The following is a 21,668-nucleotide window of genomic DNA, read 5'->3' as shown; positions in this document are numbered from 1 at the left end:
TCAGACCGGCGCAGTACTGCGTCGGTCTATACGGCGGGGCCTATCTTGGCTGTTCCGGACCTATGGCTATATGGCCATGCAGCACGGCGATGGTCACTGCGTGCAGCCGGTTGCTTGCTCCCAGTTTCTCCTCAACCGTCTTCATCAGCTGCTCGATTTCTGGTTCGGGCAGCTCCAGCGTACGGCCGATCTCCTCCAGCCGATGGCCGTCGGCTATCAGTTGCAAGATATCTTTTTCACGAGATGTGAGTTTGGGCGACGGAGGCGTAGATTCCGTCGACGGAAAGATTCTAGGCATGGCGGTCCGCTAAATGAGGGGGCGCAAGATCTTTTACCGGCGCTACGCCCAAGGCGAACGACGCGATAATGACTGGCTGAAAGCGCTGAATACTATGGAGAGGCTCATCTGTCGTTAACGACGGGCGCCAGAAATTTATCTTTCTGCGCAACAGTTCATGGCTGTAGTCGCCTATCAAGACGACGTCATGAAATCTTCCTGATTTGTGTAGGCGCGTCAAGGTCATCTCCCCGCGATTCCTGCAGTCTGCTGCTTTCTTCGGCATTGACGTTGCGCAAAGTCTTGGGCGAAGCGCCGAACCAGCGATAGACCGACCGCGTGAAAGCGCTGGGCGCCGAATATCCCAGTCGATAGGAAATGGTGGTAATGGAAAGGTTGCCGTCGCGCAGCAAGGCGAGGCACAGCCGCCGCCGCTCGTCATCGCGGAGATCGTTGAGCGTCGTTCCGAACTCTGCCAGTCTCCGCTGGAACGTGCGCTCCGACAAGCCGAAGTAGGCTGCGATCAGATCAAGCGAGAGCGTCGCCTCGGCGATCCGTCGCCGGATGTAGCGGCGTACCTGCTCGACAAACTCCTCCTCGGTCACCTCATCCGCCTGCAGGGTCCGGATCTGGATATTCATCAGCTTGAAGAGGGTAGGGTCGCCACGGGGGTTGCGACGGTCGAGAAGGCTGGCCGGCACGTGCAAGCTGTTGACGGGCATGCCAAACGACAGATGGCGGGTCATGTACTGTCGAAAGAAGGCCGGATGACGCGGTCTCTGCCGTTGCAGCCCAACGCCAACGCGGTCGATATCCTTACCGACCAGACAGCCCAGATGGCGTAGATGCAGGCCGACGATCAGATCGACATACTGATCCCGTTTCGAAACCAATGGGGAGAAATTCCAGGAAAGGACCGAGCCGTTGTCTGACTTCTGGAGACTGCAGTCTCTAACCTGCGACGCAAATGCCAGATGATCGACGAGAAAATCCAGGAAATCGCGAACGGTGGGCGCGGTCATCATGCCGTAGCCGAACGGACCGCTCGAGCCGAGCGTAAAACCGGCGGCACATTTCAGTCCGAAGGCTTCGTCGTCAGCCATCAATGCGCAGGCTTCCAACAAACGGCACATGCGGTCGAGGCTGATCCGCGCTGTCAGGCTTTGCAGGTCGTCCGGATCAATATCGAGGGCATGGCAAATCGGTACAATGTCGAAGCCATAGCTCTGCGCGTGAAGAGCTATTGCAGAGCCCACACCGGCGACAGTGGTCAGTTCATCGTTGACCGTTTGCTTAGACATTGAGCTTCTGGCGTTGGATGTTAAATATCAGTCGCCAGAAGATAAGCCCTTCCACGTCGCCCTGTCGAGCTTATTCTTAATTAGTTTATTATGAATGCCGGATTGTCCGGTAGTGGACAAACCTATTTACTTGCCCACAAAACTTTAAACCGAGCATTGCGGCAAGTTTCACCGCTATTCTTGAACAGGCCCGCCAGCACCGGCTCATAGGGCAGGCCACGGTTTGCCACGAGCAACAGCCTGCCACCACTGCGGATCGCTCCGGCTGCCGTCTTGATGAGTGCCTGGCCCAGCAACGGATCGGCGGCATGCCCTTCGTGAAAAGGCGGGTTCATGATGACGAGATCGTATTTGTCGCGCACGGATTCGCCAGCCAGGTCGTGCCAGAAGAAGCGCGCTGCGATGTTCGGGATGTTGGAAGCGAGATTGTGCTTGGCGGCTTCCAGTGCGGCGTGATCTGCCTCGTAGAGGTCGATGCGCCCCAGTTTAGGCGAGCGCGTACCCATCTCGACGGCGAGGTAACCCCATCCGGCACCGAAGTCGGCGACGTCGCCGGTAAAGTCGGCCGGCAGGCGTGAGGCGAGCAGTTCGGAGCCGGCGTCGATGCGCTCGTGGGAGAACATGCCCGGTGCCGTCGTGAAACGGCCGTCAACGCGGATTGCCGGCTTCTGAAGCTTGGCCAGCATCGGCGCCGTGTCTTCGGGGCGTCCGAACCAGAAGGCCACGCCGTGATATTTCGGCATATGGTCGATGGTAAGACCAAGGCCTTCGACGCGCTTGCGCAACGAGGCGATGCCGTCTTCCTTGCCGCCGGCGACGACGATCAGGCCGCCGAGTTTCACCCGTGCGAGCGCCTCGGCGATGTTGGCCTCGTTCTCGCCCTTGTGCTTGGTGCAGAGAACCAGCGCGCCGTCATAGTCCGTTCCCTCGATCTCAGGCGTCGCCTCTATGCGGCTTGCCTGCAGCTGGCGATAGAGAGGGCGAAAACCCTGCACCGCGGTCAGGCTCGCCTTGAACTCGGGCGGCAGCGCGAAGCCGGCCTCGGCGCCGAGAAACAGGATGCGTTCACCTTCACTGGGTGCAGCCACGGTGGCGGAAGCAAAGGGATGGAACAGGGTCTTCAGGGCGTCGCGGCTCATGGCTTATCTCGTGTCAAAGGCGGATAGAAAAGGGGCGCGGAACTTGTCCCGCGCCCCGGAGATGCAAGCGAAGGCGCAGCTTATTCGGCTGCGGCATCCTTCTTTTCGCCGACGATTTCCTGGCCGGTGGCCTGGTCGACGACCTTCATGGAAAGGCGAACCTTGCCGCGTTCGTCGAAGCCGAGCAGCTTGACCCAGACCTTCTGGCCTTCCTTGACGACGTCAGTCGTCTTGGCAACGCGGTCGCCTGCGAGCTGGGAGATGTGCACCAGGCCGTCGCGTGCGCCGAAGAAGTTGACGAAAGCGCCGAAGTCGGCTGTCTTGACGACCGTGCCTTCGTAGATCTGGTTGATCTCAGGCTCGGCAACGATCGAGTGGATCCACTTGCGGGCTGCTTCGATTTCCTTGCCGGACGAGGATGCGATCTTGATCGTGCCATCGTCTTCGATGTTGATCTTGGCGCCTGTCTTTTCAACGATTTCGCGGATGACCTTGCCGCCGGAGCCGATGACTTCACGGATCTTGTCGACCGGGATGTTCATGATCTCGATGCGCGGAGCGAATTCGCCCAGCTGGCCACGGCCTTCGGAAATGGCGTTGGACATCTCGTTGAGGATGTGAAGACGACCGTCCTTCGCCTGGTTCAGCGCGACGTTCATGATCTCTTCAGTGATGCCTTCGATCTTGATGTCCATCTGAAGGGCGGTGATGCCGCCTTCCGTGCCGGCAACCTTGAAGTCCATGTCGCCGAGATGATCTTCGTCGCCGAGGATGTCGGAGAGAACTGCAAAGCGGTCCTCTTCCTTGATCAGGCCCATGGCGATACCGGCAACCGGGCGGCCGAGCGGAACGCCGGCATCCATCAGCGCGAGCGAGGTGCCGCAGACGGTAGCCATCGAGGACGAGCCGTTGGACTCGGTGATCTCGGAGACTACGCGCAGCGTGTAGGGGAACTGCTCAGGTGTTGGCAGCATCGGACGAATGGCGCGCCATGCGAGCTTGCCATGGCCGATTTCGCGGCGGCCCGGGGAGCCCATGCGGCCGGTTTCGCCAACCGAGTAGGGAGGGAAGTTGTAATGCAGAAGGAAGCGTTCCTTGTACATGCCGGTCAGACTATCGACATACTGCTCGTCTTCACCGGTGCCGAGCGTGGCAACGACGATCGCCTGGGTTTCGCCGCGGGTGAACAGGGCAGAACCGTGGGTACGCGGCAGCAGGCCGACTTCCGAGACGATCGGACGAACGGTCGACAGATCGCGGCCGTCGATGCGGCTCTTGGTGTCGAGGATGTTCCAGCGAACGATCTTCGCCTGCAGGTGCTTGAAGACGGCGCCGATGACTTCGGCGGAATACTTCGGCTCAACGCCCTCAGGGAAGTAGTGAGCCTTGACCTTGGCCTTGACGGCGTCGACGGCTGCGTAGCGGTCGGCCTTCTGGGTGATCTTGTAGCCGTCGCGAAGCTCGGCTTCGAAGTGCTTCAGCATTTCGGCTTCGAGTTCGGAATGATCTTCCGCCTGGAAGTCACGGGCTTCCTTGGCGGCAACTTCAGCGAGCTTGATGATCGCGTCGATGACCGGCTGGAAACCACGGTGGCCGAACATGACGGCGCCGAGCATGATTTCTTCGGAGAGTTCCTTGGCTTCCGATTCAACCATCAGGACGGCGTCCTGCGTGCCGGCAACGACGAGGTCGAGAACCGATTCGTCCATCTCGTCGAGATGCGGGTTGAGGACGTATTCGCCATTGATGTAGCCGACGCGCGCGCCGCCGATCGGGCCCATGAAGGGAACGCCGGAGAGGGTCAGGGCAGCCGAGGTAGCAACCATGGCGAGGATGTCGGGATCGTTTTCAAGGTCGTGCTGGACAACGGTCACGACGACCTGCGTGTCGTTTTTGTAGCCAGCCGGGAAAAGCGGGCGAATCGGGCGGTCGATGAGGCGGGAAACCAGCGTTTCCTTCTCGCTCGGACGGCCTTCGCGCTTGAAATAGCCGCCCGGGATCTTGCCGGCTGCGTAGGTCTTTTCCTGGTAGTTGACGGTCAGCGGGAAGAAATCCTGGCCCGGCTTCGGCGACTTGGCCGAAACGACGGTGGCCAGAACCACGGTCTCGCCGTACGTGGCGAGAACCGCGCCGTCAGCCTGACGGGCGATCTTGCCGGTTTCGAGTTTCAGCGGGCGTCCTGCCCACTCGATTTCCACGGTGTGTACGTCGAACATATTCTATCCTTGCCTGATGCGGGAAAACGCGCCACCGCCGGTTCGGGCAAGGCGCATCGTCGACCGCATTGTGTGACAGGTCACGGGCAAGACAGCGGGAGGCTTTTTCCGGCGTTTCCGTTTCGCCTTCAGGCGGTGGACGGAGACGATCGTGTCCGGCATTGCGGCTTCAGGTCCTGGACCTCGAAGACGGCCTGGACCAAGGGTCCTGGCGAAAGCGTCCGGCAATCCTGCCCCATGACAGGTCAACGGTTTATGTCTTGGCGAAGCCGGCCCATCCGGTTCGCCGCCTCTTGCCTGTTGCGCGGATCATATCGTGGCGCGGTCAGGCATCGGGATGTGGGTCGGTGCGACCCGGTCATAAAAGTCCGGCGGGCGTCCCGTCAGGAACGCCCGCCGCAAAATTGTTACCGACGGATACCGAGGGCAGCAATCAGCTTGCTGTAGCGGGATGCGTCCTTCTTCTTCAGATAGTCGAGCAGCGAGCGGCGGCTCGAAACCATCGTCAGCAGACCACGGCGGGAATGGTTATCCTTCTTGTGGTCCTTGAAATGGCCGGTCAGATTGTTGATCCGTTCGGTCAGGATAGCAACCTGTACTTCAGGCGAACCTGTGTCGCCTTCGACAGTTGCGTATTCCTTGATGAGAGCGGCCTTGCGCTCAGCAGTAATCGACATCGGATGGTCCTTTCGATGAGGAGGAAGAAGTCGCCAAAAGCCGAGATGTCGTCCAGCTTTGGCCGCGAAAGCAAATGGGCGAGCCCAGTGCTGCCGGTGCCTATAGACTAATTGAGGCGGGAAGGGAAGAGGGGGAGGTGTGGGGTGGCTATGCCTAGAGTCTCTGTTCTGGCGTGCCGTCGTATAAAGGATCTCGCTTGAGCGTTGCTGAGGAATTTTAGGGACCATCGGTCAAGTGAGTAGCTAGAGACAAAATTTCTAGCGCTTCGGAGGAAGTTCTTCAAGCTTGGTAATTGGCTGCTCGATTTTTGTCAGTTCCGTCGCCTCCACCTCTCCAAGTTTATGAGCAAGAATTTGGGCAAGGCACAATGGGCCCACTACCATGCTTCTGTAAGGGGAAACGAAGTAAAAGACCCCGTCTTTGTATTCGTTTATTATGCTTTGATCGTATCCATCACAATTTTCTTCAATAACTATGCTCATATGATTTCGACGCGGCGAATGAATATGTACTGCAAGCTTTGCGTCGTGCCGCCATATGCATAGTGACCATGTTCCTCTTATGGACATAAATTGCTTAACTTCATCTGGGATGGTCAATTGCCCGCCGCCCAGAAATCCGGAGCCTTGGATTCGCAGACCTTTACGTTCGTCCGGAGTTTTCGACCAAAGCCCCTTTCGAAGTTCACCGGCGTATGCGCGATCTTTAAAAGGCTCGCCTAGAATATTAAATCCGATACCTAATGCAATTTTGCATAGGAAGCGGGTGTCGAAACCAAGTTGGACACCTCTATTTACCGGTCGCAGTTGGCAAGATGGTGCCGTGGATGCATTTCCGCGATGAACTCGCGCGGATGATCGCCCATTTTTTGTGATGATTGCCGCATCTGCGGCATGCATTTCGGCCTTCCGGCCAGCTGCGCGTTATGCGGTCCGTGGTTTTCCAGTCAGCCAGACATAGCGAAGCATATTGTAGGCGATGTTGGCCATGCCGATCTTCACCCTCGCTCGGCTGATCCCGATGGTGCGCACGAAGAGCTTCATCTTGTCCTTCTGCCGCGCAAAGACATGTTCGATGGCGGAGCGGACCTTCGAACGACGGCCGTTGGCGCGCGACATCGCCTCCGGCATGGGTTTGCCCTTTGGCTTTTTCTGATGGATGTCGGACTTCAGGCCATTGTCCTGCAACCATTCCTCGTTGGTCTTGGAGCGATAGGCCGTATCGGCCCAGACCGTCGACGCGGTATTGTCTTTGGTCACTACGTTTCGAAGCTGGGCTCCGTCATGGGCGCTCGCACTCGTCACCGTCCATCCCCGGATAAAGCCATGGGCTCGGTCGATGCCCGCATGGTTTTTGTAGCCGAACATCGGAATGGCAATATCGTGCTGGCCAGTCGTCGTCGACGTCGGCGTCTCCGTTGGCCGTTTCGCCTTGGAATACTTCACTGTCCATCGCGCGTCGCGGTCCTTCTGGGCCAGCCTGGCAGGTTTATCCTTCCAGTCCTCAGGGATTTCTCCAGCCTTGATCGCGTCTTTCTCGTCCTGGCTGTTATGTTGCTTGGGAGCCTGGATGATCGTGGCGTCAACGATCTGTCCGCCTTTGGCCAGATATCCGGAACGTGAGAGATGCTTGTCGAAACGGGCAAACAGATTATCAATGGCACCTGCACGCACCAAGCTCTCTCGGAACAGCCAGATCGTCTTGGCATCCGGCACCTTCTGCGAAAGGGAAAGGCCAAGGAAACGCATAAACGACAGCCGGTCCTGGATAACAAACTCCGCTTGGTCGTCGGAGAGATTATAAAGCGCTTGCAGCACCAGGATTTTAAACATCAGAACCGACGGAAATGGTGGGCGTCCGCCCTTCGATCCGTCGGACCGCTTCAGCGCCTTCGCTAAAGGTTTCTCAAATACCGCCCATGGAATGATGCTGTTGAGCTTTTCCAGCGGATCGCCGACGGCACTCAGCCGTTCGTAACGATCATCCAAATCCCAAAAGCCCGGTTGCCCACGCATCATCCGCTCCCAGAAAATCACATTGGCCGGATTGAATCATGAAACGCGGAAAATGGGGAGGTTTTTAGAGGTGTCCAGTTTTATTGAAACGGTTGTGGACGCGCTACAGCCATGCAAGGAAGCGTCAAGGGCTTTCAGATCCAGCAGTTGCTGTTTATCGTTTGGGTCACGTTGCGGAAAGAATATCGACGCTATTCGCGCATCTATATCAGAAGCAGGCTTCCCGTTGAGGACGCATCGTTTTGCCTTTTCAAACTGCGCCCTAAAGCTTAGAGCAGCGCAGGTGAACCAATATTCGTTCGCCGAACCAAAAGCGATATATGCTCTACCTGGATCTAGCTTCTTACGTTTAATAATGTCGCCGCCAACTATGCCAAACCACTTTTCGTCATCGCGCTTATGAAAGTGGTAAACTCTATCCCCAGCTAACCCTCCCCAGCGGTCGCAAACCTCGTCATCCGAAATATGCATTCCAGGTTCTTCACCAAAATAAACAAATGGCGCTGGAGATGGCTTGCCGGGATCAAGGAATTCGTGAGCGTTGATTGATGCTTCTGCCTGAAGGAACCAACTTTTAACGAAGCCACCGTCAACGAACAGACCACAAGAATTATTGCATTTTACGCAAACTGATCTCGTCTTAAATATTGGGGGGAGTAAAGCTCCTCCCAACGCGCTGGGCCAAATGTGTTCGAGCGAAAACTCGCTATCGGTCTTTTCTTTATCGCAATATAAACATCTGGACACCGCAATTCCTTCCACGAGTTGCGCAGTCTAGCATACTCGCGAAAGGGTTCACGCAGGAGGCGCAAATGAATTTTATATCATTGTGCATAAAGTCGAATTTGTCTGACCAGTAACAAAATGCTTTATAAAGCGAAGACGGGGGCCCTCAGACAAACACCCGCTTCGGCCGAAACTCGCCTTCGCCGATCTCGCCGATGGCAATGAGCTTGCCTCGCGCCGTGGCATAGGCTTCGCTCTCGGCGACCGGTGCATCGCGACCGCGGACGAGGATGGGGTTGCCCATCTTGAGGCGGTGGGCCTGTTCGTCGGTGATGGCGAGATGCGGGAGGGACGACAGGGCTTCTGCGGTGTCGATGACCAGCGCGTCGAGGGCGGCGAGGCGCTCTTCCATATCCTCGATGGCTTCCAGCGCCACCAACTCCGCAAGAGGTACCATGGTCTCTTCGCCAAATGGCGCGACGAACGTGCGGCGCAGGCCGGAGACGTGGCCGTAGCAGCCTAGGTCGCGGCCGAAGTCGCGGGCGAGCGCCCGGACGTAGGTGCCCTTGCCGCATTCGACTTCGAAATGCGCCGTGGAGGCATCGGGGCAGGCGAGCAGCGTCAGGCGGAAGATCTCGACTTCGCGGGACGGGATGTCGACGGTTTCGCCTTCGCGAGCGAGATCGTAGGCGCGCTCGCCGGCGATCTTGATGGCCGAAAACTGCGGCGGGATCTGGTTGATGACGCCGGTGTAGTTCGGCAGAAGTGCGCGTATGTCCTCCTCGGAGGGGCGTTTGTCCGAGCTCTGCGTGACTTCGCCCTCGAGGTCGTCGGTGGCGCGCTCTTCACCCCATGTGACGGTGAATTCATAGATCTTGCGGCCGTCCATGACGTAGGGAACTGTCTTGGTCGCATCGCCGAGCGCGATCGGCAGCATGCCCGAGGCCAGCGGATCCAAGGTACCGGCGTGGCCGGCCTTCTGGGCGTTGAACAGCCATTTGATCTTCGAGACAGCCTCGGTCGAGCCGAAATCGATCGGCTTGTCGAGGATAAGCCAGCCGGAAACCGGGCGGCCCTTTGGTTTTCTGGGTCTGGACATCGGTCTCTACTATGATTGGGTGTCGTCGGTATCGGGGCCGAGATCGCGCTGGACTTCCGGCGACTTCAGGAGATCGTCGATCTTCTTGTAGTTATCAAAGCTAGTGTCGTCCTTGAAGCGGAGTTCCGGCATGTATTTCAGCTGGCGAAGCAGCGGGCCGACACGGCCGCGTATATATTTGGCGTGCTTGTTGAGCAGATCGATGATCGTATCGTGGTCGGCGACGCCGAGCGGCGAAACGTAAGCGGTGGCAACCTTCAGGTCCGGCGACATGCGCACTTCCGAGATGGCAAGCACGGTCTTTTCGAGGACCGGCTCGCGGACTTCGCCGCGCTGCAGCACCTGCGTTATGGCGCCTCGGACCTGTTCGCCAACGCGAAGCATGCGCTGCGAGGGCGCGGAGGTAGTGGGTCTGGTCATGGTGTTTCCATCAGCGGCGTCCAAAGGGACGCGATAAAGCGGCTCACATGCCCTGATATGCTGAAAAGGTCAAGGCTTTGCTGGGGCGGGCGGCTGCCAGAGGTTGCGAATGCGAGCCAGAACCGCGTCCTGTTCCTGCCGGTTATGGAAGGCATGGGCCGGGATGTAGTGGACCGTCGCCTCGCTGTCGAACTCGATACGGCCATGCCGTTCCTCGATGGCGGAAATCATTGTCCAGGCCAAGGTCGTCGTGGCGCCGGGCCGTTCCCAGGCGATACCCTCCGGCGAGACGCTGACCATCACGGTGGCATCCGGAAGGATGCGGCTCGCTCTTGCGCTCCGCTGAAGGTAGGCCTCGCGCCGGAGCGAAAGCATCATCAGCACGCAGACGGCAAGGCAGGGGACCGAGCAGATGAGCATCAGGTTGAACACATCGATCAGCGGCGTCGGCCCGAACGAGGGAAGCAGGATGAGGCTGCGGTAGATATTGAGAAAAAGGCTGAGCGCTGCCCCACCGAGGACGCCGACCATAAGGTACCAGCCGTTGATGCTGGCGCGCGGGGTCAGTGGATGGCCGAACCGCCCGATGGCCTCGCTGATGACATGGGCTTCCTCACCGGGCTGGCGGATGTAGGACAGGCTGAAACGGTCGTCCTGCGACAGCGGTGATGTAAGCATATGAGAAGCCTTGAGGATAACGTCGCGCAGCATTCGACTGTTCGTCGGCCGAATTCAACAAAAAACCGCCGGTTTGCACCGGCGGTTTGGATATCTTGGCAATAATGCGCGAGCGATCAGAGCGTACGCGTGATGTGTTCGACGCGGAAGCATTCGATGACGTCGCCGGCACGCATGTCTTCGTAGTTCTCGAAGGCCATGCCGCACTCCTGGCCCATCGGCACGTCGGAGACTTCGTCCTTGAAGCGCTTGAGTGTCTTGAGCTTGCCTTCGTGGACAACGACGTTGTCGCGGATAAGGCGGACGCCTGCTCCACGCTCGACCTTGCCTTCGGTAACGCGGCAACCGGCCACTTTGCCTGTCTTCGTGATGTTGAAGACTTCGAGGATCTCGGCGTTGCCGATGAAGGTTTCGCGGCGTTCCGGCGAAAGAAGACCGGACATCGCCTGCTTCACGTCGTCGACGAGATCGTAGATGATGCTGTAGTAGCGGATCTCGATGCCTTCGCGTTCGGCGAACGCACGGGCCTGTGCATTGGCGCGGACGTTGAAGCCGATGATCGCGGCGCCCGAGGCTTCCGCCAGCGAGACATCCGATTCGGTGATGGCACCGGCGCCCGAATGGACGATGCGAGCACGCACTTCGTCGGTGCCGAGCTTGTCGAGCGCGCCGTTGATGGCTTCGATCGAGCCCTGCACGTCGCCCTTGATGACCAGCGGGAATTCCTTGAGAACGTTGTTCTGAAGCAACGTCATCATCTGTTCCAGCGAGCCGCGCTGACCGGACTGACGGGCAGCGGCCTTGTCGCGGGTGAGGCGCTGGCGATATTCGGAAATCTCGCGGGCCCGGCTTTCGCTATCGACGATCGCGAAGCGATCACCGGCAGACGGCGTACCGGAGAGGCCGAGAACCTCGACCGGCGTGGCGGGACCGGCTTCCTTGACCTGCTCGCCCTTGTCGTTGACCAGCGCGCGAACGCGGCCCCACTGATCGCCGGCAACGATGATCTGGCCGGGACGCAGCGTGCCCTTCTGGACGAGAACAGTCGCAACCGGGCCACGACCGCGGTCGAGCTGGGCTTCGATGACCGTACCTTCGGCAGGACGCGACGGGTTGGACTTGAGGTCGAGAATTTCCGACTGCAGCAGCACGGCTTCGAGCAGCTTGTCGAGATTCAGGCCGGTCTTGGCCGAGACTTCGACGTCCAGCACTTCACCGCCCATGGTTTCCACGAACACATCATGCTGCAGCAGCTGGTTACGGACCTTCTGCGGATCGGCTTCGTGCTTGTCGACCTTGTTGATGGCGACGATGATCGGCACGCCGGCAGCCTTTGCATGGGCGATGGATTCGATCGTCTGCGGCATGACGCTGTCGTCGGCCGCGACCACAAGGATGGCGATGTCGGTAGCCTGCGCACCACGGGCACGCATGGCGGTGAACGCGGCGTGGCCCGGGGTGTCGATGAAGGTGATCTTCTGGCCGTTCTGCTCGACCTGATAGGCACCGATATGCTGGGTGATGCCGCCAGCTTCGCCGGAGACGACGCTGGTCTTGCGGATGGCATCGAGCAGCGAGGTCTTGCCGTGGTCGACGTGGCCCATGATGGTGACAACCGGAGGACGCGAGACCAGCTCTTCGTCTTCCTGCGAGCCATTGAACAGGCCCAGTTCGACGTCGGATTCCGATACGCGCTTGACCGTATGGCCGAATTCGACCGCAATCAGTTCAGCCAGATCGGCGTCGATGACGTCGCCCGGCTTCATCATCTGGCCTTCCTTCATCAGGAACTTGATAACATCGACGGCGCGCTCGGACATACGCTGTGCGAGTTCCTGGATTGTGATGGTTTCCGGCAGGATGACTTCGCGCAGGACCTTTTCACGGGTCTCCTGCATCTGGCCGCGGCGGAATTTCTCCTGGCGGCGACGCATGGCCGAAAGCGAACGACCGCGACCCGTGCCGTCGTCGTCGACATTGGCTGTCGTGACGGTCAGCTTGCCACGGCGGCGCTCTTCTTCGGTCTTCGGACGAGCCGGTGTCTTCGGCGGCTCGACGCGAACGACCTTGCCGCGAATGACGGCAGTGCGCGGCGGTCCACGGTTTTCTTCTTCCTCGCCAAGAGGCTTGCGGCGGCCGGCAACGTCGCCAACGGCGGGGCGTGCGGCCGGAGCGCCGGCATCTGCACGGCGAACGAGCGGAGCTGCGACCGGCTGAGGCTTTGCAGCCTCGATACGGGCTGCTTCCTCGGCCGCTGCTTCTGCGGCGGCTTCGGCAGCTGCGATTTCCGGACCGCGTGCAGCGAGATCTGCAGCGCGGCGAACGGCTTCAGCCTCTTCCTCGATGCGACGCTTTTCGTCTTCGATCTTGCGGCGGGCGTCTTCCTCGGCGCGGCGGATGGCGTCTGCAGCGTCACGGGCCTGCGCATCGGCAAGCGCGCGGCGGCGGGCATCCATCTCGTCTGGCGAAAGGTGGTTGAGCACGACCGGGCGCGACGGGCGATCCTGCTGCGGACGCGCCTGGTAGGCCGGCGCTGCCGGCTGGGCACGCGGAGCAATGCCGCTCGGCTGGTTGACGCGGGTCTGGATCTGCGGCTGAGCCGGACGGGCCGCAGGCTGCGGTGCAGCCTCGACGCGTGCAGCAGCGGCAGGCGCTGGGGCCGTGACCGGCGTGATCACCTGCTTGTCGTCTTCCGGGCGTAGAGGGCGGCGCTTGCGAGTCTCGACCACGACCGCTTTGGTGCGACCCCGACCCATATCCTGACGCACGGTGCCCTGGTTCACGCCTGAAGGTTTCAGTGTGAGGGTCTTCTTACCCGATGCGCTCAGCGTCTTTTCGTCGTTGTTGTCAGTCATTCCGGTCCTGTTCCTTCAAACAGGGCGGATGACTACCATCAGACCCTGTCTTTAATTCGATGTACCTTAACGATGCGTCCGGCGTTCACCGATGTCCGCGTCATTGTTTTAGCTGGCCAGCGGCGCCCGTTGCCCGGGACTGACCGCCGTTGCGGTACCGTTCGAGCAGGTTTGCGCGTTTCACTACACCTTCACCCGCCTGCCCTGCAAGCGCGCAGGCGTGGATAAAAGCGTTCTGGCCCATCAGTTCGTCCATTTCCGCCGTCGTGAACGGACGGGAAGATGGTATTTCCTGCTCGGTTTCCATTCCGAGATGCCAGGCCTTGCGGGCCTGGTCGATTTTCCGGACGCCGTCATCGGCTGCGTCCGCGGCGTGGTAGACGGCAATTGCGCCGCCTGATCTGATTGCCCCGTCGACCTTCGACGAGCCATTGATAAACTGGCTCGCCTTGCGGGCCATATGCATCATGCCGGCAAGCTGCATCTTCAGCAGCCGCTCGACAGTTTCGCCGAGATCCTCGGCGGCCTTCACATCCGCCTTCAGGGCGCGGGCAAAAAGCTTCTTTGCCACCGCCTTGTCGACTGTTGCCCGGTCGAGCTTGACCCAGCATCCGCGTCCCGGCAATTGCCGTTTCAGATCCGGTACCACCGTGCCGTCTGGCGCGGCGACGAACCGGATCAGGTCGTCCAAATCACCGCTCTCGCGGGTGACGATGCACATGCGACCGTTTTTTTCCTCGGTCGGTACATCGTCGTCGTCAAGCGCAACATCCTGTTGGAGTGCCGCGGTCATGCTCCCTGCTCGGCATCGGGCTCAGCCTCAGGTTCGGCTTCCGCCACCTCTGCAAGCTGCACAGTTGCTTCGTCTTCGGTGATCCAGCCGACGGCCAGACGTGCCTGGATGACCATCTGTTCGGCCTCGACGCGCGAAACCTCCAGCTTGGAGAACAGGCCCTCGAACTTCTTGGTCTCGCCGTTCTTGCGTTCGGTCCAACCGATCAGGTCGTCGGAGGCGCAGCCCGCAAAGTCTTCCAGCGTCTTGATGCCGTCTTCGCCGAGCGCCACCATCATCTGGGCGGTCATGCCGTTGATCTGCAGCAATTCGTCGGCAACGCCGAGCGCCTTACGCTTCTCGTCCATCTCGGCTTCGTTACGCTCGATGAATTCGCGTGCACGCTGCTGGATTTCCTGGGCGGTTTCCTCGTCGAAACCGTCGATCGAGGCAATTTCCTCGAGATCGACGAATGCGAGTTCCTCGACCTGGGCAAAGCCTTCGGAGGCAAGGACCTGGCCGACCATCTCGTCGACGTCGAGCGCATCCATGAACAGGGTGGTGCGTTCGTTGAATTCCTTCTGGCGGCGTTCCGATTCCTCGGCTTCCGTCATGATGTCGATGTCCCAGCCGGTCAGCTGCGAAGCGAGGCGGACGTTCTGGCCGCGACGGCCGATGGCCAGCGACAGCTGTTCGTCCGGCACGACGACTTCGATGCGCTCTGCATCTTCGTCGAGCACGACCTTGGTGACTTCTGCAGGCTGTAGGGCGTTGACGACGAAAGTCGCCGGCTCCTGGCTCCACGGAATGATGTCGATCTTCTCGCCCTGCAGTTCGGCGACAACAGCCTGGACGCGCGAACCGCGCATACCGACGCAGGCGCCGACAGGATCGATCGACGAATCGTTCGAGATGACGGCGATCTTGGCGCGCGAGCCCGGGTCGCGGGCAACCGACTTCACCTGGATGATGCCGTCGTAGATTTCAGGCACTTCCATGGTGAAGAGCTTCACCATGAACTGCGGATGGGTACGCGACAGGAAGATCTGCGGACCGCGCTGTTCGCGGCGGACGTCGTAGACAAAGGCGCGGACGCGGTCGCCGTAGCGGAAGTTTTCGCGCGGAATCATCTCGTCGCGACGGATGATGCCTTCGCCACGACCGAGGTCGACGATGACGTTGCCGTATTCGACGCGCTTGACGGTGCCGTTGATGATTTCGCCGACGCGTTCCTTGAACTCGTCGTACTGACGATCACGCTCGGCTTCGCGGACCTTCTGGACGATGACCTGCTTGGCAGACTGGGCGGCGATGCGGCCGAAATCCATCGGTGGCAGCGGATCGGCGATGAAGTCGCCAAGGGCAGCGTCGGGGTTGCGGTCGCGGGCCAGTTCCAACGGAATCTGGATCGCATAGTCTTCCGCTACTTCGACCACTTCGAGCAGACGCTGCAGACGGATTTCACCGGTCTTCGGGTTGATGTCCGCGCGGATGTTCGATTCCGAACCGTAACGGGAGCGCGCAGCCTTCTGGATCGCGTCTGCCATTGCGGCAAGAACGATCTCGCGATCGATGACCTTTTCGCGCGCCACGGCGTCTGCGATCTGCAGAAGTTCCAGGCGGTTCGCACTGACTGCCATTTTAATTTCTCCGTCTTCCTGCCCGGGTTCCCGTCCCGTGGGCGGTTAGTCTATCGGTGAAGTATCTTCGTCTTCTTCTTGTTCGTTCTGGTTCGCTGCCTTGGCCAGCTTGTCGGCCTTCAGCGCGTCACGAATGAGATCGTCAGTCAGAATAAGCTTCGCTTCGGCTAGCGTCGTGAACGGAATAACGACCTTCGGATCTTCGCCGTAGGCCGGCTGGTCACGTTCGATGGTAAATCCATCGGCATCCACGGCGATGATCTTGCCGCGGAAACGCTTGCGGTTATCGACCAGGATCGAGGTCTCGCACTTGACGAGGTTGCCCTGCCAGCGACTGAAATCCGACTTGCGCACCATCGGGCGATCGATGCCCGGCGACGACACTTCGAGATGATACGCCTTATCGATCGGATCATCCACATCCAAAGCCGGTGAAACGGCTTGCGATACCGCCTCGCAATCCTGGACGGTCATGGTGCCGTCAGGACGCTCGGCCATGATCTGCAGCGTCGCGCCGTTCTGGTTCATCAGCCGGACGCGCACGAGGCGGTAGCCGAGGTCAACAATCACCGGTTCGATGATGGCGGCGACGCGCTGGTCCAGACCGGTTTCGACGATCAGGCGGGGTTCGTTGGGGTCTTCGGCGTGTGTCAGGTCCGACAAGCATGCGCTCCTGGAAAATTTGGCATTCCATGCTCGAGCTAATAAAAAAGAGCGGGTCCTCGCGGCCCACCCTTCATCAGACGATCAAGAATTTGAATGCGATATAGCCAGGTTTTTACCAAATTGCAAGGTCTGCAATCGCCAGCGACTATTTAAGCACACCCATCATTCTTGCCTCCGGGTAGCAGGTGGGCCGCTCGCCGTTCTTTGCCTGCCACTGGCCGATCGAGCGCCGTGTCTTATAGCCCGGCAAGCCGTCCGTACCGCCGACATCGTAGCCCTTGTGCTGCAGCGCCTTCTGCATTGCGGCGACATCCGAGCGCAACATCTTGCCGACATCGCCCCATGGTCCCTTGAAGGCGCCGGTATTGTCGGCGATGCGGTCGGCGAGATTGCCGATATAGAGCGCATAGAGATCAGAGTTGTTATACTCTTTTATGACATAGAAATTGGGCGTGACGATAAAGGCCGGGCCGTCGCGGCCGGCCGGCACCAGCATCATGCCGGATGCTTTCAATTCACTGGCCGGAAAGCCGCTGCCATTGACGCGCGTGATGCCGTCCGCCGCCCATTTTCCAATCGGCTTGGCGAGATCCGGGCCTTCCTGGGCGCAGGAAACAGCGGCCGGTATCGTCGCCTCGTAACCCCAGCCACGGCCGCGCTGCCAGCCCTTCTGGACCAGGTAGTTGGCAATCGATGCCAGAGTGTCCGGCACTGACGTCCAGATGTTGCGATGACCGTCGCCGTCGAAATCGACTGCATATTTCAGATAGCTCGACGGCATGAACTGCGGCTGTCCGAGCGCACCGGCATAGGAGCCCTTGAACTGGTCTGGGCCGATGTCGCCATGCTCGAGAATGCCGAGGGCAGTGATCAGCTCGGTGCGGAACATCTCCTTGCGGGTCGACATGAAGGCGTCGGTCGCAAGGATGGCAATCGCCGAGTTCTTCATGGTAGCGGCGCCGAAGCCGGTCTCGCGGCCCCAGATGGCAAGCACGATCGAGCCGGGCACGCCATAGGTTTTCTCGATCCGCTTCAGCGTCGAAGAATACTGCGAGGCGAAGCCGCGACCGGTGACGGCCAATCGTTGCAGCCGGTCATTATTGAAATAGGGTGCCGGTGACGAGAATTCTGCCTGGCTCTGCGGCCGCTGCTTCACCGGCGGGAAGCCGGGCGGCGCAAGATCGGGCAGGTTCCAGTTCAACTGGACACCGGCAAAGGCGGCGTTCAGCGTCTTTTCCGAGACGCCGGCCTTGCGCGCTTCCGGATAGATCTCGGTTTTGACCCAGGCCTGGAACTGCGCTTCGACATCGGCCTTCGAGGGCGCTGCCAAGGCGGGTAGCGGGAGGAGTGTGAGGAGGACGAGAATGATGAGGGACCCGATTTCCCTCATTCCTGTGCTCGTCACAGGAATCCAGTCGCCCAAGTCCTTGGGCGAGAAACACTTTCCATGACGCAGAGTTTTCTCATGGCGCAGACGCGCCATGGCTGGATTCCTGTGACGAGCACAGGAATGAGGGAGGGTGGAGGGGGGCGATGTCATATCCATCATCCGCATCGTCGATCTCTCGTTCATATCAGCGTCCTCGCCCTCAATGCCGCCGTCAGGGTGCCTTCGTCGAGATAATCCAGTTCGCCGCCAACGGGGACGCCGTGGGCCAAACGGGTGATCCTGACGTCGAGGCCGGCGAGTTGGTCGGTAATGTAGTGTGCCGTCGTCTGGCCCTCGACGGTGGCGTTGACCGCAATGATGATCTCGCGGATGCCGCCTTCGGCGACGCGTGCGACAAGGCCACGGATGTTGAGGTCGTCCGGTCCGACGCCGTCGAGCGGCGACAGCGTGCCGCCGAGTACGTGGTATGCGGTGTTCATCGCTGCTGCCCGCTCCAGCGCCCAGAGGTCGGCGACATCCTCGACGACGATGATGACGGCCTGGTCCCGGCGGTCGTCTGTGCACACCGTGCAGGGGTCGACGGTGTCGACGTTGCCGCAGTGCGAGCAGATCTTGACCTTGTCGTGGGCCTCGCCCATGGCCACCGAGAGGGGGCCGAGCAACTGGTCTTTTTTCTTGATCAGATGCAGCGCCGCGCGGCGCGCTGAACGCGGCCCGAGGCCGGGCACCTTGGCCAGCAACTGGATCAGTTTTTCAATTTCGGGACCGGTGACTCGTTTTGCCATGGGGCGTTCTTAGACCATATGCTAGAGAAACGGAATCGCGTCAGGAGACAGCATCCCATGAAAATTCTCGCCGTCTGCACCGGCAATGCCGAAAAACTGCCCGGCAAGAGCTACAAGACCGGCATCAACAAGCATCCGGTTTCCGGCGCGGTCATGATCGATGAAAACGGACTGATCGGCGACGCCGTCTGCAATCGCAAGCATCATGGAGGTCCCTGCCAGGCGGTATACGTCGAGGGCTCGCTGACGCTCGACTGGTGGGCACGCGAACTTGGGCAACCGGTTCCGCCCGGCCTGTTCGGCGAGAATGTGGTCATCGACGGGCTCGACAATGCCAGTGTTGCCGTTGGCGACCGGTTCGTGGCGGGCGATCTCGTGCTCGAGGTGACATCGCCGCGCATCCCCTGCGCCACCTTCGCGGCCAAGATGGGCGACCCGAAGTTCGTCAAGCGCTACATGAATGCCGGTCTGCCGGGCATCTACTGCCGCGTACTGAAGCCGGCGTCGCTGTCTTCCGGTACCGGTGTCGAATACCGGCCGTTCGAAGGCGAGCGGGTGACGATGCCGGAGATGATGAAGACATTCGGCCGCAAGCTGTCGCCCAAGGACCGGGAGCGCTATCTGTCGACGCCGCTGCACAAGCAGTTTCGCGAGAAGATCGAAGCGCAGGCCTGAGGCTCGCCGTCGAAACGCTCGACGGCCGCGCATGGCGCGACCGTCCTCCGGTGAGATCCAGGCTGCGATCGATCTCAGGTCTCAGAAAGGCATCTTGAAGCCGGGAGGGATCGGCAGGCCGGCGGTCAGTTCCCTGGTCTTTTCGGCGACGATGGCTTCGGCCTTGCCCTTGGCATCGGTGTGGGCTGCGACGACGAGGTCTTCGAGGATTTCGACATCGTCTTCCTTGAACAGAGACGGGTCGATCTTCAGCGAGATCATCTCGCCCTTGCCGTTCAGGGTGACGGTGACGAGACCGCCGCCCGACTTGCCTTCTGCATGGATGTCAGACATTTCTGCCTGCATCTTTTCCATCTTGGACTGCATTTCCTTGACCTTGCCCATCATTCCCATGATGTCGCGCATCGCCTTCGTTCCTTCTCTGCTGTCTTTTGGTGTTCGATCAGAATTCTATGTCATCGCCCGGCAGGATATCGCCTTCGTCGGATTCGGCAACGGCTGGCGCGGCGAGCGGTTCATCGCCTGCATCGTCATCCGGATCGGCGCGGACGCGCACGTCGATGATCTTGGCGCCAGGAAACTGCAAGAGGATCGCGGCAACGTCCGGGTCCTGGCTGGCATCGACCATGCGCTGTGCTTGCGCCTTGGTCTCCGCCTCTGTCTCGCTCGGCGCTCCGCCATCGCGGCTGAGGCTGACGATCCAGTGGATGCCGGTCCATTCCTTGAGCTTCAGGGCCAGCTCATTGAGCAACGTGCCGGGAGCGCCGGGCGCGAGGCTGACATCGAGATGGCCGGGCTCGAGCTTCACCGGCCGCAGGAACGTGCGCACCATGGCCTTCAGCCGTGGATCGCGCTTGACGCCGCAGAGGTCGGCAATATCGCCGATCGACCGGATGGCGACGCTGGGCTTCGGAGCCTCGACGGGCTTTGCCTCGGTGCGGCCGGTGGCAACAGGCTGCGGTGCCGCATCTGGGACGGCGCGCAGCATCGTGGCTGCTCCGCTGTTTGCGCGCGGGGCCGCCTCGGGGGCGTTTCTGGATGTGGCTGGCTGGTAGGCAACGGAAGCGCCAGCGCCGTTGCCGTTACCGTTTCCCGATGGGGTGGGACGCGGACTGCCGCTGCTGTCGCTGCCGATCTCGGCCAGGCGCCTTGCGGCATCCTCCGGCGAGGGCAGGTGGGCGGCGTGGGCGAGGCGGATCAGCACCATTTCGGCGGCACCCGCCGTGCGCGAGGAGTTTTCTGTCTCCGGAATGCCCTTCAGCAACATTTGCCAGATGCGCGACAGTGTGGTGACTGCGAGCGTCCGGGAAAATTCGAGGCCGCTGACCCGTTCGATCTCGCTCAGCGAGGGGTCGTTGGCCGAGTCGGGCACATATTTCAGGCGTGTCACCAGATGCGTGAAATCGGCAAGATCGGTGAGCACGACCACGGGGTTGGCGCCGGCCTCGTACTGGCCGTTGAATTCGGCAAGGGCAGCGGCAACGTCGCCTTTGACGATATGCTGGAACAGGTCGACGATACGGGCGCGGTCGGCAAGGCCGAGCATCGAGCGCACGGTATCGGCCTGCACCGAGCCACCGCCATGGGCGATTGCCTGGTCGAGCAGCGACAGGCCGTCGCGGGCGGAGCCTTCGGCGGCGCGGGCGATCATCGCCAGGGCCTCAGCCTCGGCTTCGATGCCTTCCTTGGCAGCTATGGTGGAGAACAGGCCAACGAGATCGGAGGCGCTGATGCGGCGCAGGTCGAAGCGCTGGCAGCGCGACAGCACCGTGATCGGCACCTTGCGGATTTCCGTCGTCGCGAAGATGAATTTGACATGCTCGGGCGGCTCTTCCAGCGTCTTCAACAGGCCGTTGAAGGCGGCAGTCGACAGCATGTGCACTTCGTCGATGATGTAGACTTTATAGCGTGCCGACACCGGGCGATAGCGAACTTGCTCGATGATTTCCCGGATGTCGTCGATGCCGGTGTGCGAGGCGGCGTCCATCTCGATGACATCGACGTGGCGGCCGTCCATGATTGCCTGGCAGTTCTCGCCGAGCATGCGCAGGTCGATGGTGGGCGTGTCGATTTCGGCGGTCTTGTAGTTCAAGGCACGGGCCAGGATGCGGGCGGTCGTCGTCTTTCCGACGCCGCGCACGCCGGTCAGCATGTAGGCCTGGGCGATACGGCCGGTCTCGAAAGCATTGGTCAGGGTGCGGACCATCGGCTCCTGGCCGACCATCAGGTCCGAAAAATCCTTGGGGCGATATTTGCGGGCCAGCACCCTGTAGCCGGTGCCGGTCGACGCGGCTGAATTTGCTGGTCGCTCGATTTCGCTCATCGCCCTGCTTGTC

20 protein-coding genes are annotated in these 21,668 nt (G+C 60.4%); 1 reads left to right on the top strand and 19 read right to left on the bottom strand.

Features of this window, described 5'->3' with window-relative positions; all coding sequences use genetic code 11:
• Nucleotides 1-40: 40 nt before the first annotated feature.
• The 17 genes from J5274_RS01095 to recR form a co-directional block, all read right to left on the bottom strand.
• On the bottom strand, nt 41-298 hold the full coding sequence (locus J5274_RS01095) for a response regulator transcription factor (protein WP_142831517.1): 258 nt from the start codon (nt 296-298) through the stop codon (nt 41-43).
• A 185-nt stretch (nt 299-483) separates the two neighbouring features.
• Nucleotides 484-1,578 (bottom strand): AraC family transcriptional regulator, encoded by a 1,095-nt coding sequence (locus J5274_RS01090; protein WP_142831516.1) that lies wholly within the window; start codon nt 1,576-1,578, stop codon nt 484-486.
• A 122-nt stretch (nt 1,579-1,700) separates the two neighbouring features.
• Nucleotides 1,701-2,717 carry a class I SAM-dependent methyltransferase gene (locus tag J5274_RS01085; protein WP_142831515.1) on the bottom strand — a complete coding sequence of 339 codons (1,017 nt, stop codon included), beginning with the start codon at nt 2,715-2,717 and terminating at the stop codon, nt 1,701-1,703.
• Nucleotides 2,718-2,797: 80 nt separating this feature from the next.
• Nucleotides 2,798-4,933: a polyribonucleotide nucleotidyltransferase gene (gene pnp, locus J5274_RS01080; protein WP_142831514.1), complete on the bottom strand. Its 2,136-nt coding sequence runs from the start codon at nt 4,931-4,933 to the stop codon at nt 2,798-2,800.
• Between the two features lie 407 nt (nt 4,934-5,340).
• Nucleotides 5,341-5,610: a 30S ribosomal protein S15 gene (rpsO, locus tag J5274_RS01075; protein ID WP_142831513.1), complete on the bottom strand. Its 270-nt coding sequence runs from the start codon at nt 5,608-5,610 to the stop codon at nt 5,341-5,343.
• A gap of 258 nt (nt 5,611-5,868) precedes the next feature.
• Nucleotides 5,869-6,510, bottom strand: coding sequence for a hypothetical protein (locus J5274_RS01070; RefSeq protein ID WP_219274728.1), 642 nt, complete (start codon nt 6,508-6,510; stop codon nt 5,869-5,871).
• A gap of 24 nt (nt 6,511-6,534) precedes the next feature.
• Complete coding sequence (locus J5274_RS01065; protein WP_219274727.1) at nt 6,535-7,626, bottom strand: IS5 family transposase; 1,092 nt, start codon at nt 7,624-7,626, stop codon at nt 6,535-6,537.
• 36 nt (nt 7,627-7,662) lie between these two features.
• Nucleotides 7,663-8,373 carry an HNH endonuclease gene (locus J5274_RS01060; protein WP_219274726.1) on the bottom strand — a complete coding sequence of 237 codons (711 nt, stop codon included), beginning with the start codon at nt 8,371-8,373 and terminating at the stop codon, nt 7,663-7,665.
• 145 nt (nt 8,374-8,518) lie between these two features.
• Nucleotides 8,519-9,451, bottom strand: a complete 933-nt coding sequence (truB, locus tag J5274_RS01055) for a tRNA pseudouridine(55) synthase TruB (protein WP_142831511.1) — start codon at nt 9,449-9,451, stop codon at nt 8,519-8,521.
• Between the two features lie 9 nt (nt 9,452-9,460).
• On the bottom strand, nt 9,461-9,871 hold the full coding sequence (gene rbfA, locus J5274_RS01050; RefSeq protein WP_142831510.1) for a 30S ribosome-binding factor RbfA: 411 nt from the start codon (nt 9,869-9,871) through the stop codon (nt 9,461-9,463).
• 69 nt (nt 9,872-9,940) lie between these two features.
• A complete protein-coding gene (locus tag J5274_RS01045) occupies nt 9,941-10,582 on the bottom strand; it encodes a YcxB family protein (protein ID WP_142831509.1) in 642 nt (213 codons plus the stop codon).
• An 83-nt stretch (nt 10,583-10,665) separates the two neighbouring features.
• Nucleotides 10,666-13,404 carry a translation initiation factor IF-2 gene (gene infB / locus J5274_RS01040; RefSeq protein WP_142831508.1) on the bottom strand — a complete coding sequence of 913 codons (2,739 nt, stop codon included), beginning with the start codon at nt 13,402-13,404 and terminating at the stop codon, nt 10,666-10,668.
• 100 nt (nt 13,405-13,504) lie between these two features.
• Nucleotides 13,505-14,197, bottom strand: a complete 693-nt coding sequence (locus J5274_RS01035) for an RNA-binding protein (RefSeq protein ID WP_142831507.1) — start codon at nt 14,195-14,197, stop codon at nt 13,505-13,507.
• Complete coding sequence (nusA, locus tag J5274_RS01030) at nt 14,194-15,816, bottom strand: transcription termination factor NusA (RefSeq protein ID WP_142831506.1); 1,623 nt, start codon at nt 15,814-15,816, stop codon at nt 14,194-14,196. The genes J5274_RS01035 and nusA overlap by 4 nt, the downstream gene beginning before the upstream one ends.
• A gap of 45 nt (nt 15,817-15,861) precedes the next feature.
• Nucleotides 15,862-16,479, bottom strand: coding sequence for a ribosome maturation factor RimP (gene rimP / locus J5274_RS01025; protein ID WP_143123263.1), 618 nt, complete (start codon nt 16,477-16,479; stop codon nt 15,862-15,864).
• 148 nt (nt 16,480-16,627) lie between these two features.
• On the bottom strand, nt 16,628-17,872 hold the full coding sequence (locus tag J5274_RS01020; protein WP_142831504.1) for a lytic murein transglycosylase: 1,245 nt from the start codon (nt 17,870-17,872) through the stop codon (nt 16,628-16,630).
• 179 nt (nt 17,873-18,051) lie between these two features.
• Nucleotides 18,052-18,657 (bottom strand): recombination mediator RecR, encoded by a 606-nt coding sequence (gene recR, locus J5274_RS01015; RefSeq protein WP_111220871.1) that lies wholly within the window; start codon nt 18,655-18,657, stop codon nt 18,052-18,054.
• A gap of 57 nt (nt 18,658-18,714) precedes the next feature.
• Between recR and J5274_RS01010 the strand changes: the two genes are divergently transcribed.
• Nucleotides 18,715-19,332, top strand: a complete 618-nt coding sequence (locus J5274_RS01010; RefSeq protein ID WP_142831503.1) for an MOSC domain-containing protein — start codon at nt 18,715-18,717, stop codon at nt 19,330-19,332.
• Nucleotides 19,333-19,413: 81 nt separating this feature from the next.
• Here the strand turns inward: J5274_RS01010 and J5274_RS01005 are convergent, their stop codons facing one another.
• Nucleotides 19,414-19,737, bottom strand: a complete 324-nt coding sequence (locus J5274_RS01005) for a YbaB/EbfC family nucleoid-associated protein (RefSeq protein ID WP_111220873.1) — start codon at nt 19,735-19,737, stop codon at nt 19,414-19,416.
• Between the two features lie 37 nt (nt 19,738-19,774).
• The gene (locus tag J5274_RS01000) at nt 19,775-21,655 is read right to left on the bottom strand and encodes a DNA polymerase III subunit gamma/tau (RefSeq protein ID WP_142831501.1); all 1,881 of its coding nucleotides are present in this window, start codon (nt 21,653-21,655) and stop codon (nt 19,775-19,777) included.
• Between the last annotated feature and the right edge of the window lie 13 nt (nt 21,656-21,668).

Source organism: Rhizobium sp. L51/94, assembly GCF_019355555.1.
GTDB lineage: Bacteria > Pseudomonadota > Alphaproteobacteria > Rhizobiales > Rhizobiaceae > Rhizobium > Rhizobium rhododendri.
The sequence above is the reverse complement of the archived record's forward strand: the minus strand, read 5'-3'. Positions and strand labels throughout refer to the sequence as shown.

Coding starts and splice junctions, on each gene's coding strand:
- pnp (WP_142831514.1), bottom strand. CDS start 4,933: ATGTTCGACGTACACACCGTGGAAATCGAGTGGGCAGGACGCCCGCTG.
- J5274_RS01010 (WP_142831503.1), top strand. CDS start 18,715: ATGAAAATTCTCGCCGTCTGCACCGGCAATGCCGAAAAACTGCCCGGC.
- J5274_RS01035 (WP_142831507.1), bottom strand. CDS start 14,197: ATGACCGCGGCACTCCAACAGGATGTTGCGCTTGACGACGACGATGTA.
- nusA (WP_142831506.1), bottom strand. CDS start 15,816: ATGGCAGTCAGTGCGAACCGCCTGGAACTTCTGCAGATCGCAGACGCC.
- recR (WP_111220871.1), bottom strand. CDS start 18,657: ATGGCAAAACGAGTCACCGGTCCCGAAATTGAAAAACTGATCCAGTTG.
- J5274_RS01000 (WP_142831501.1), bottom strand. CDS start 21,655: ATGAGCGAAATCGAGCGACCAGCAAATTCAGCCGCGTCGACCGGCACC.
- J5274_RS01070 (WP_219274728.1), bottom strand. CDS start 6,510: ATGCATGCCGCAGATGCGGCAATCATCACAAAAAATGGGCGATCATCC.
- rbfA (WP_142831510.1), bottom strand. CDS start 9,871: ATGACCAGACCCACTACCTCCGCGCCCTCGCAGCGCATGCTTCGCGTT.
- J5274_RS01095 (WP_142831517.1), bottom strand. CDS start 298: ATGCCTAGAATCTTTCCGTCGACGGAATCTACGCCTCCGTCGCCCAAA.
- infB (WP_142831508.1), bottom strand. CDS start 13,404: ATGACTGACAACAACGACGAAAAGACGCTGAGCGCATCGGGTAAGAAG.
- J5274_RS01005 (WP_111220873.1), bottom strand. CDS start 19,737: ATGCGCGACATCATGGGAATGATGGGCAAGGTCAAGGAAATGCAGTCC.
- truB (WP_142831511.1), bottom strand. CDS start 9,451: ATGTCCAGACCCAGAAAACCAAAGGGCCGCCCGGTTTCCGGCTGGCTT.
- J5274_RS01020 (WP_142831504.1), bottom strand. CDS start 17,872: ATGAGGGAAATCGGGTCCCTCATCATTCTCGTCCTCCTCACACTCCTC.
- J5274_RS01045 (WP_142831509.1), bottom strand. CDS start 10,582: ATGCTGCGCGACGTTATCCTCAAGGCTTCTCATATGCTTACATCACCG.
- J5274_RS01090 (WP_142831516.1), bottom strand. CDS start 1,578: ATGTCTAAGCAAACGGTCAACGATGAACTGACCACTGTCGCCGGTGTG.
- J5274_RS01085 (WP_142831515.1), bottom strand. CDS start 2,717: ATGAGCCGCGACGCCCTGAAGACCCTGTTCCATCCCTTTGCTTCCGCC.
- rpsO (WP_142831513.1), bottom strand. CDS start 5,610: ATGTCGATTACTGCTGAGCGCAAGGCCGCTCTCATCAAGGAATACGCA.
- J5274_RS01065 (WP_219274727.1), bottom strand. CDS start 7,626: ATGCGTGGGCAACCGGGCTTTTGGGATTTGGATGATCGTTACGAACGG.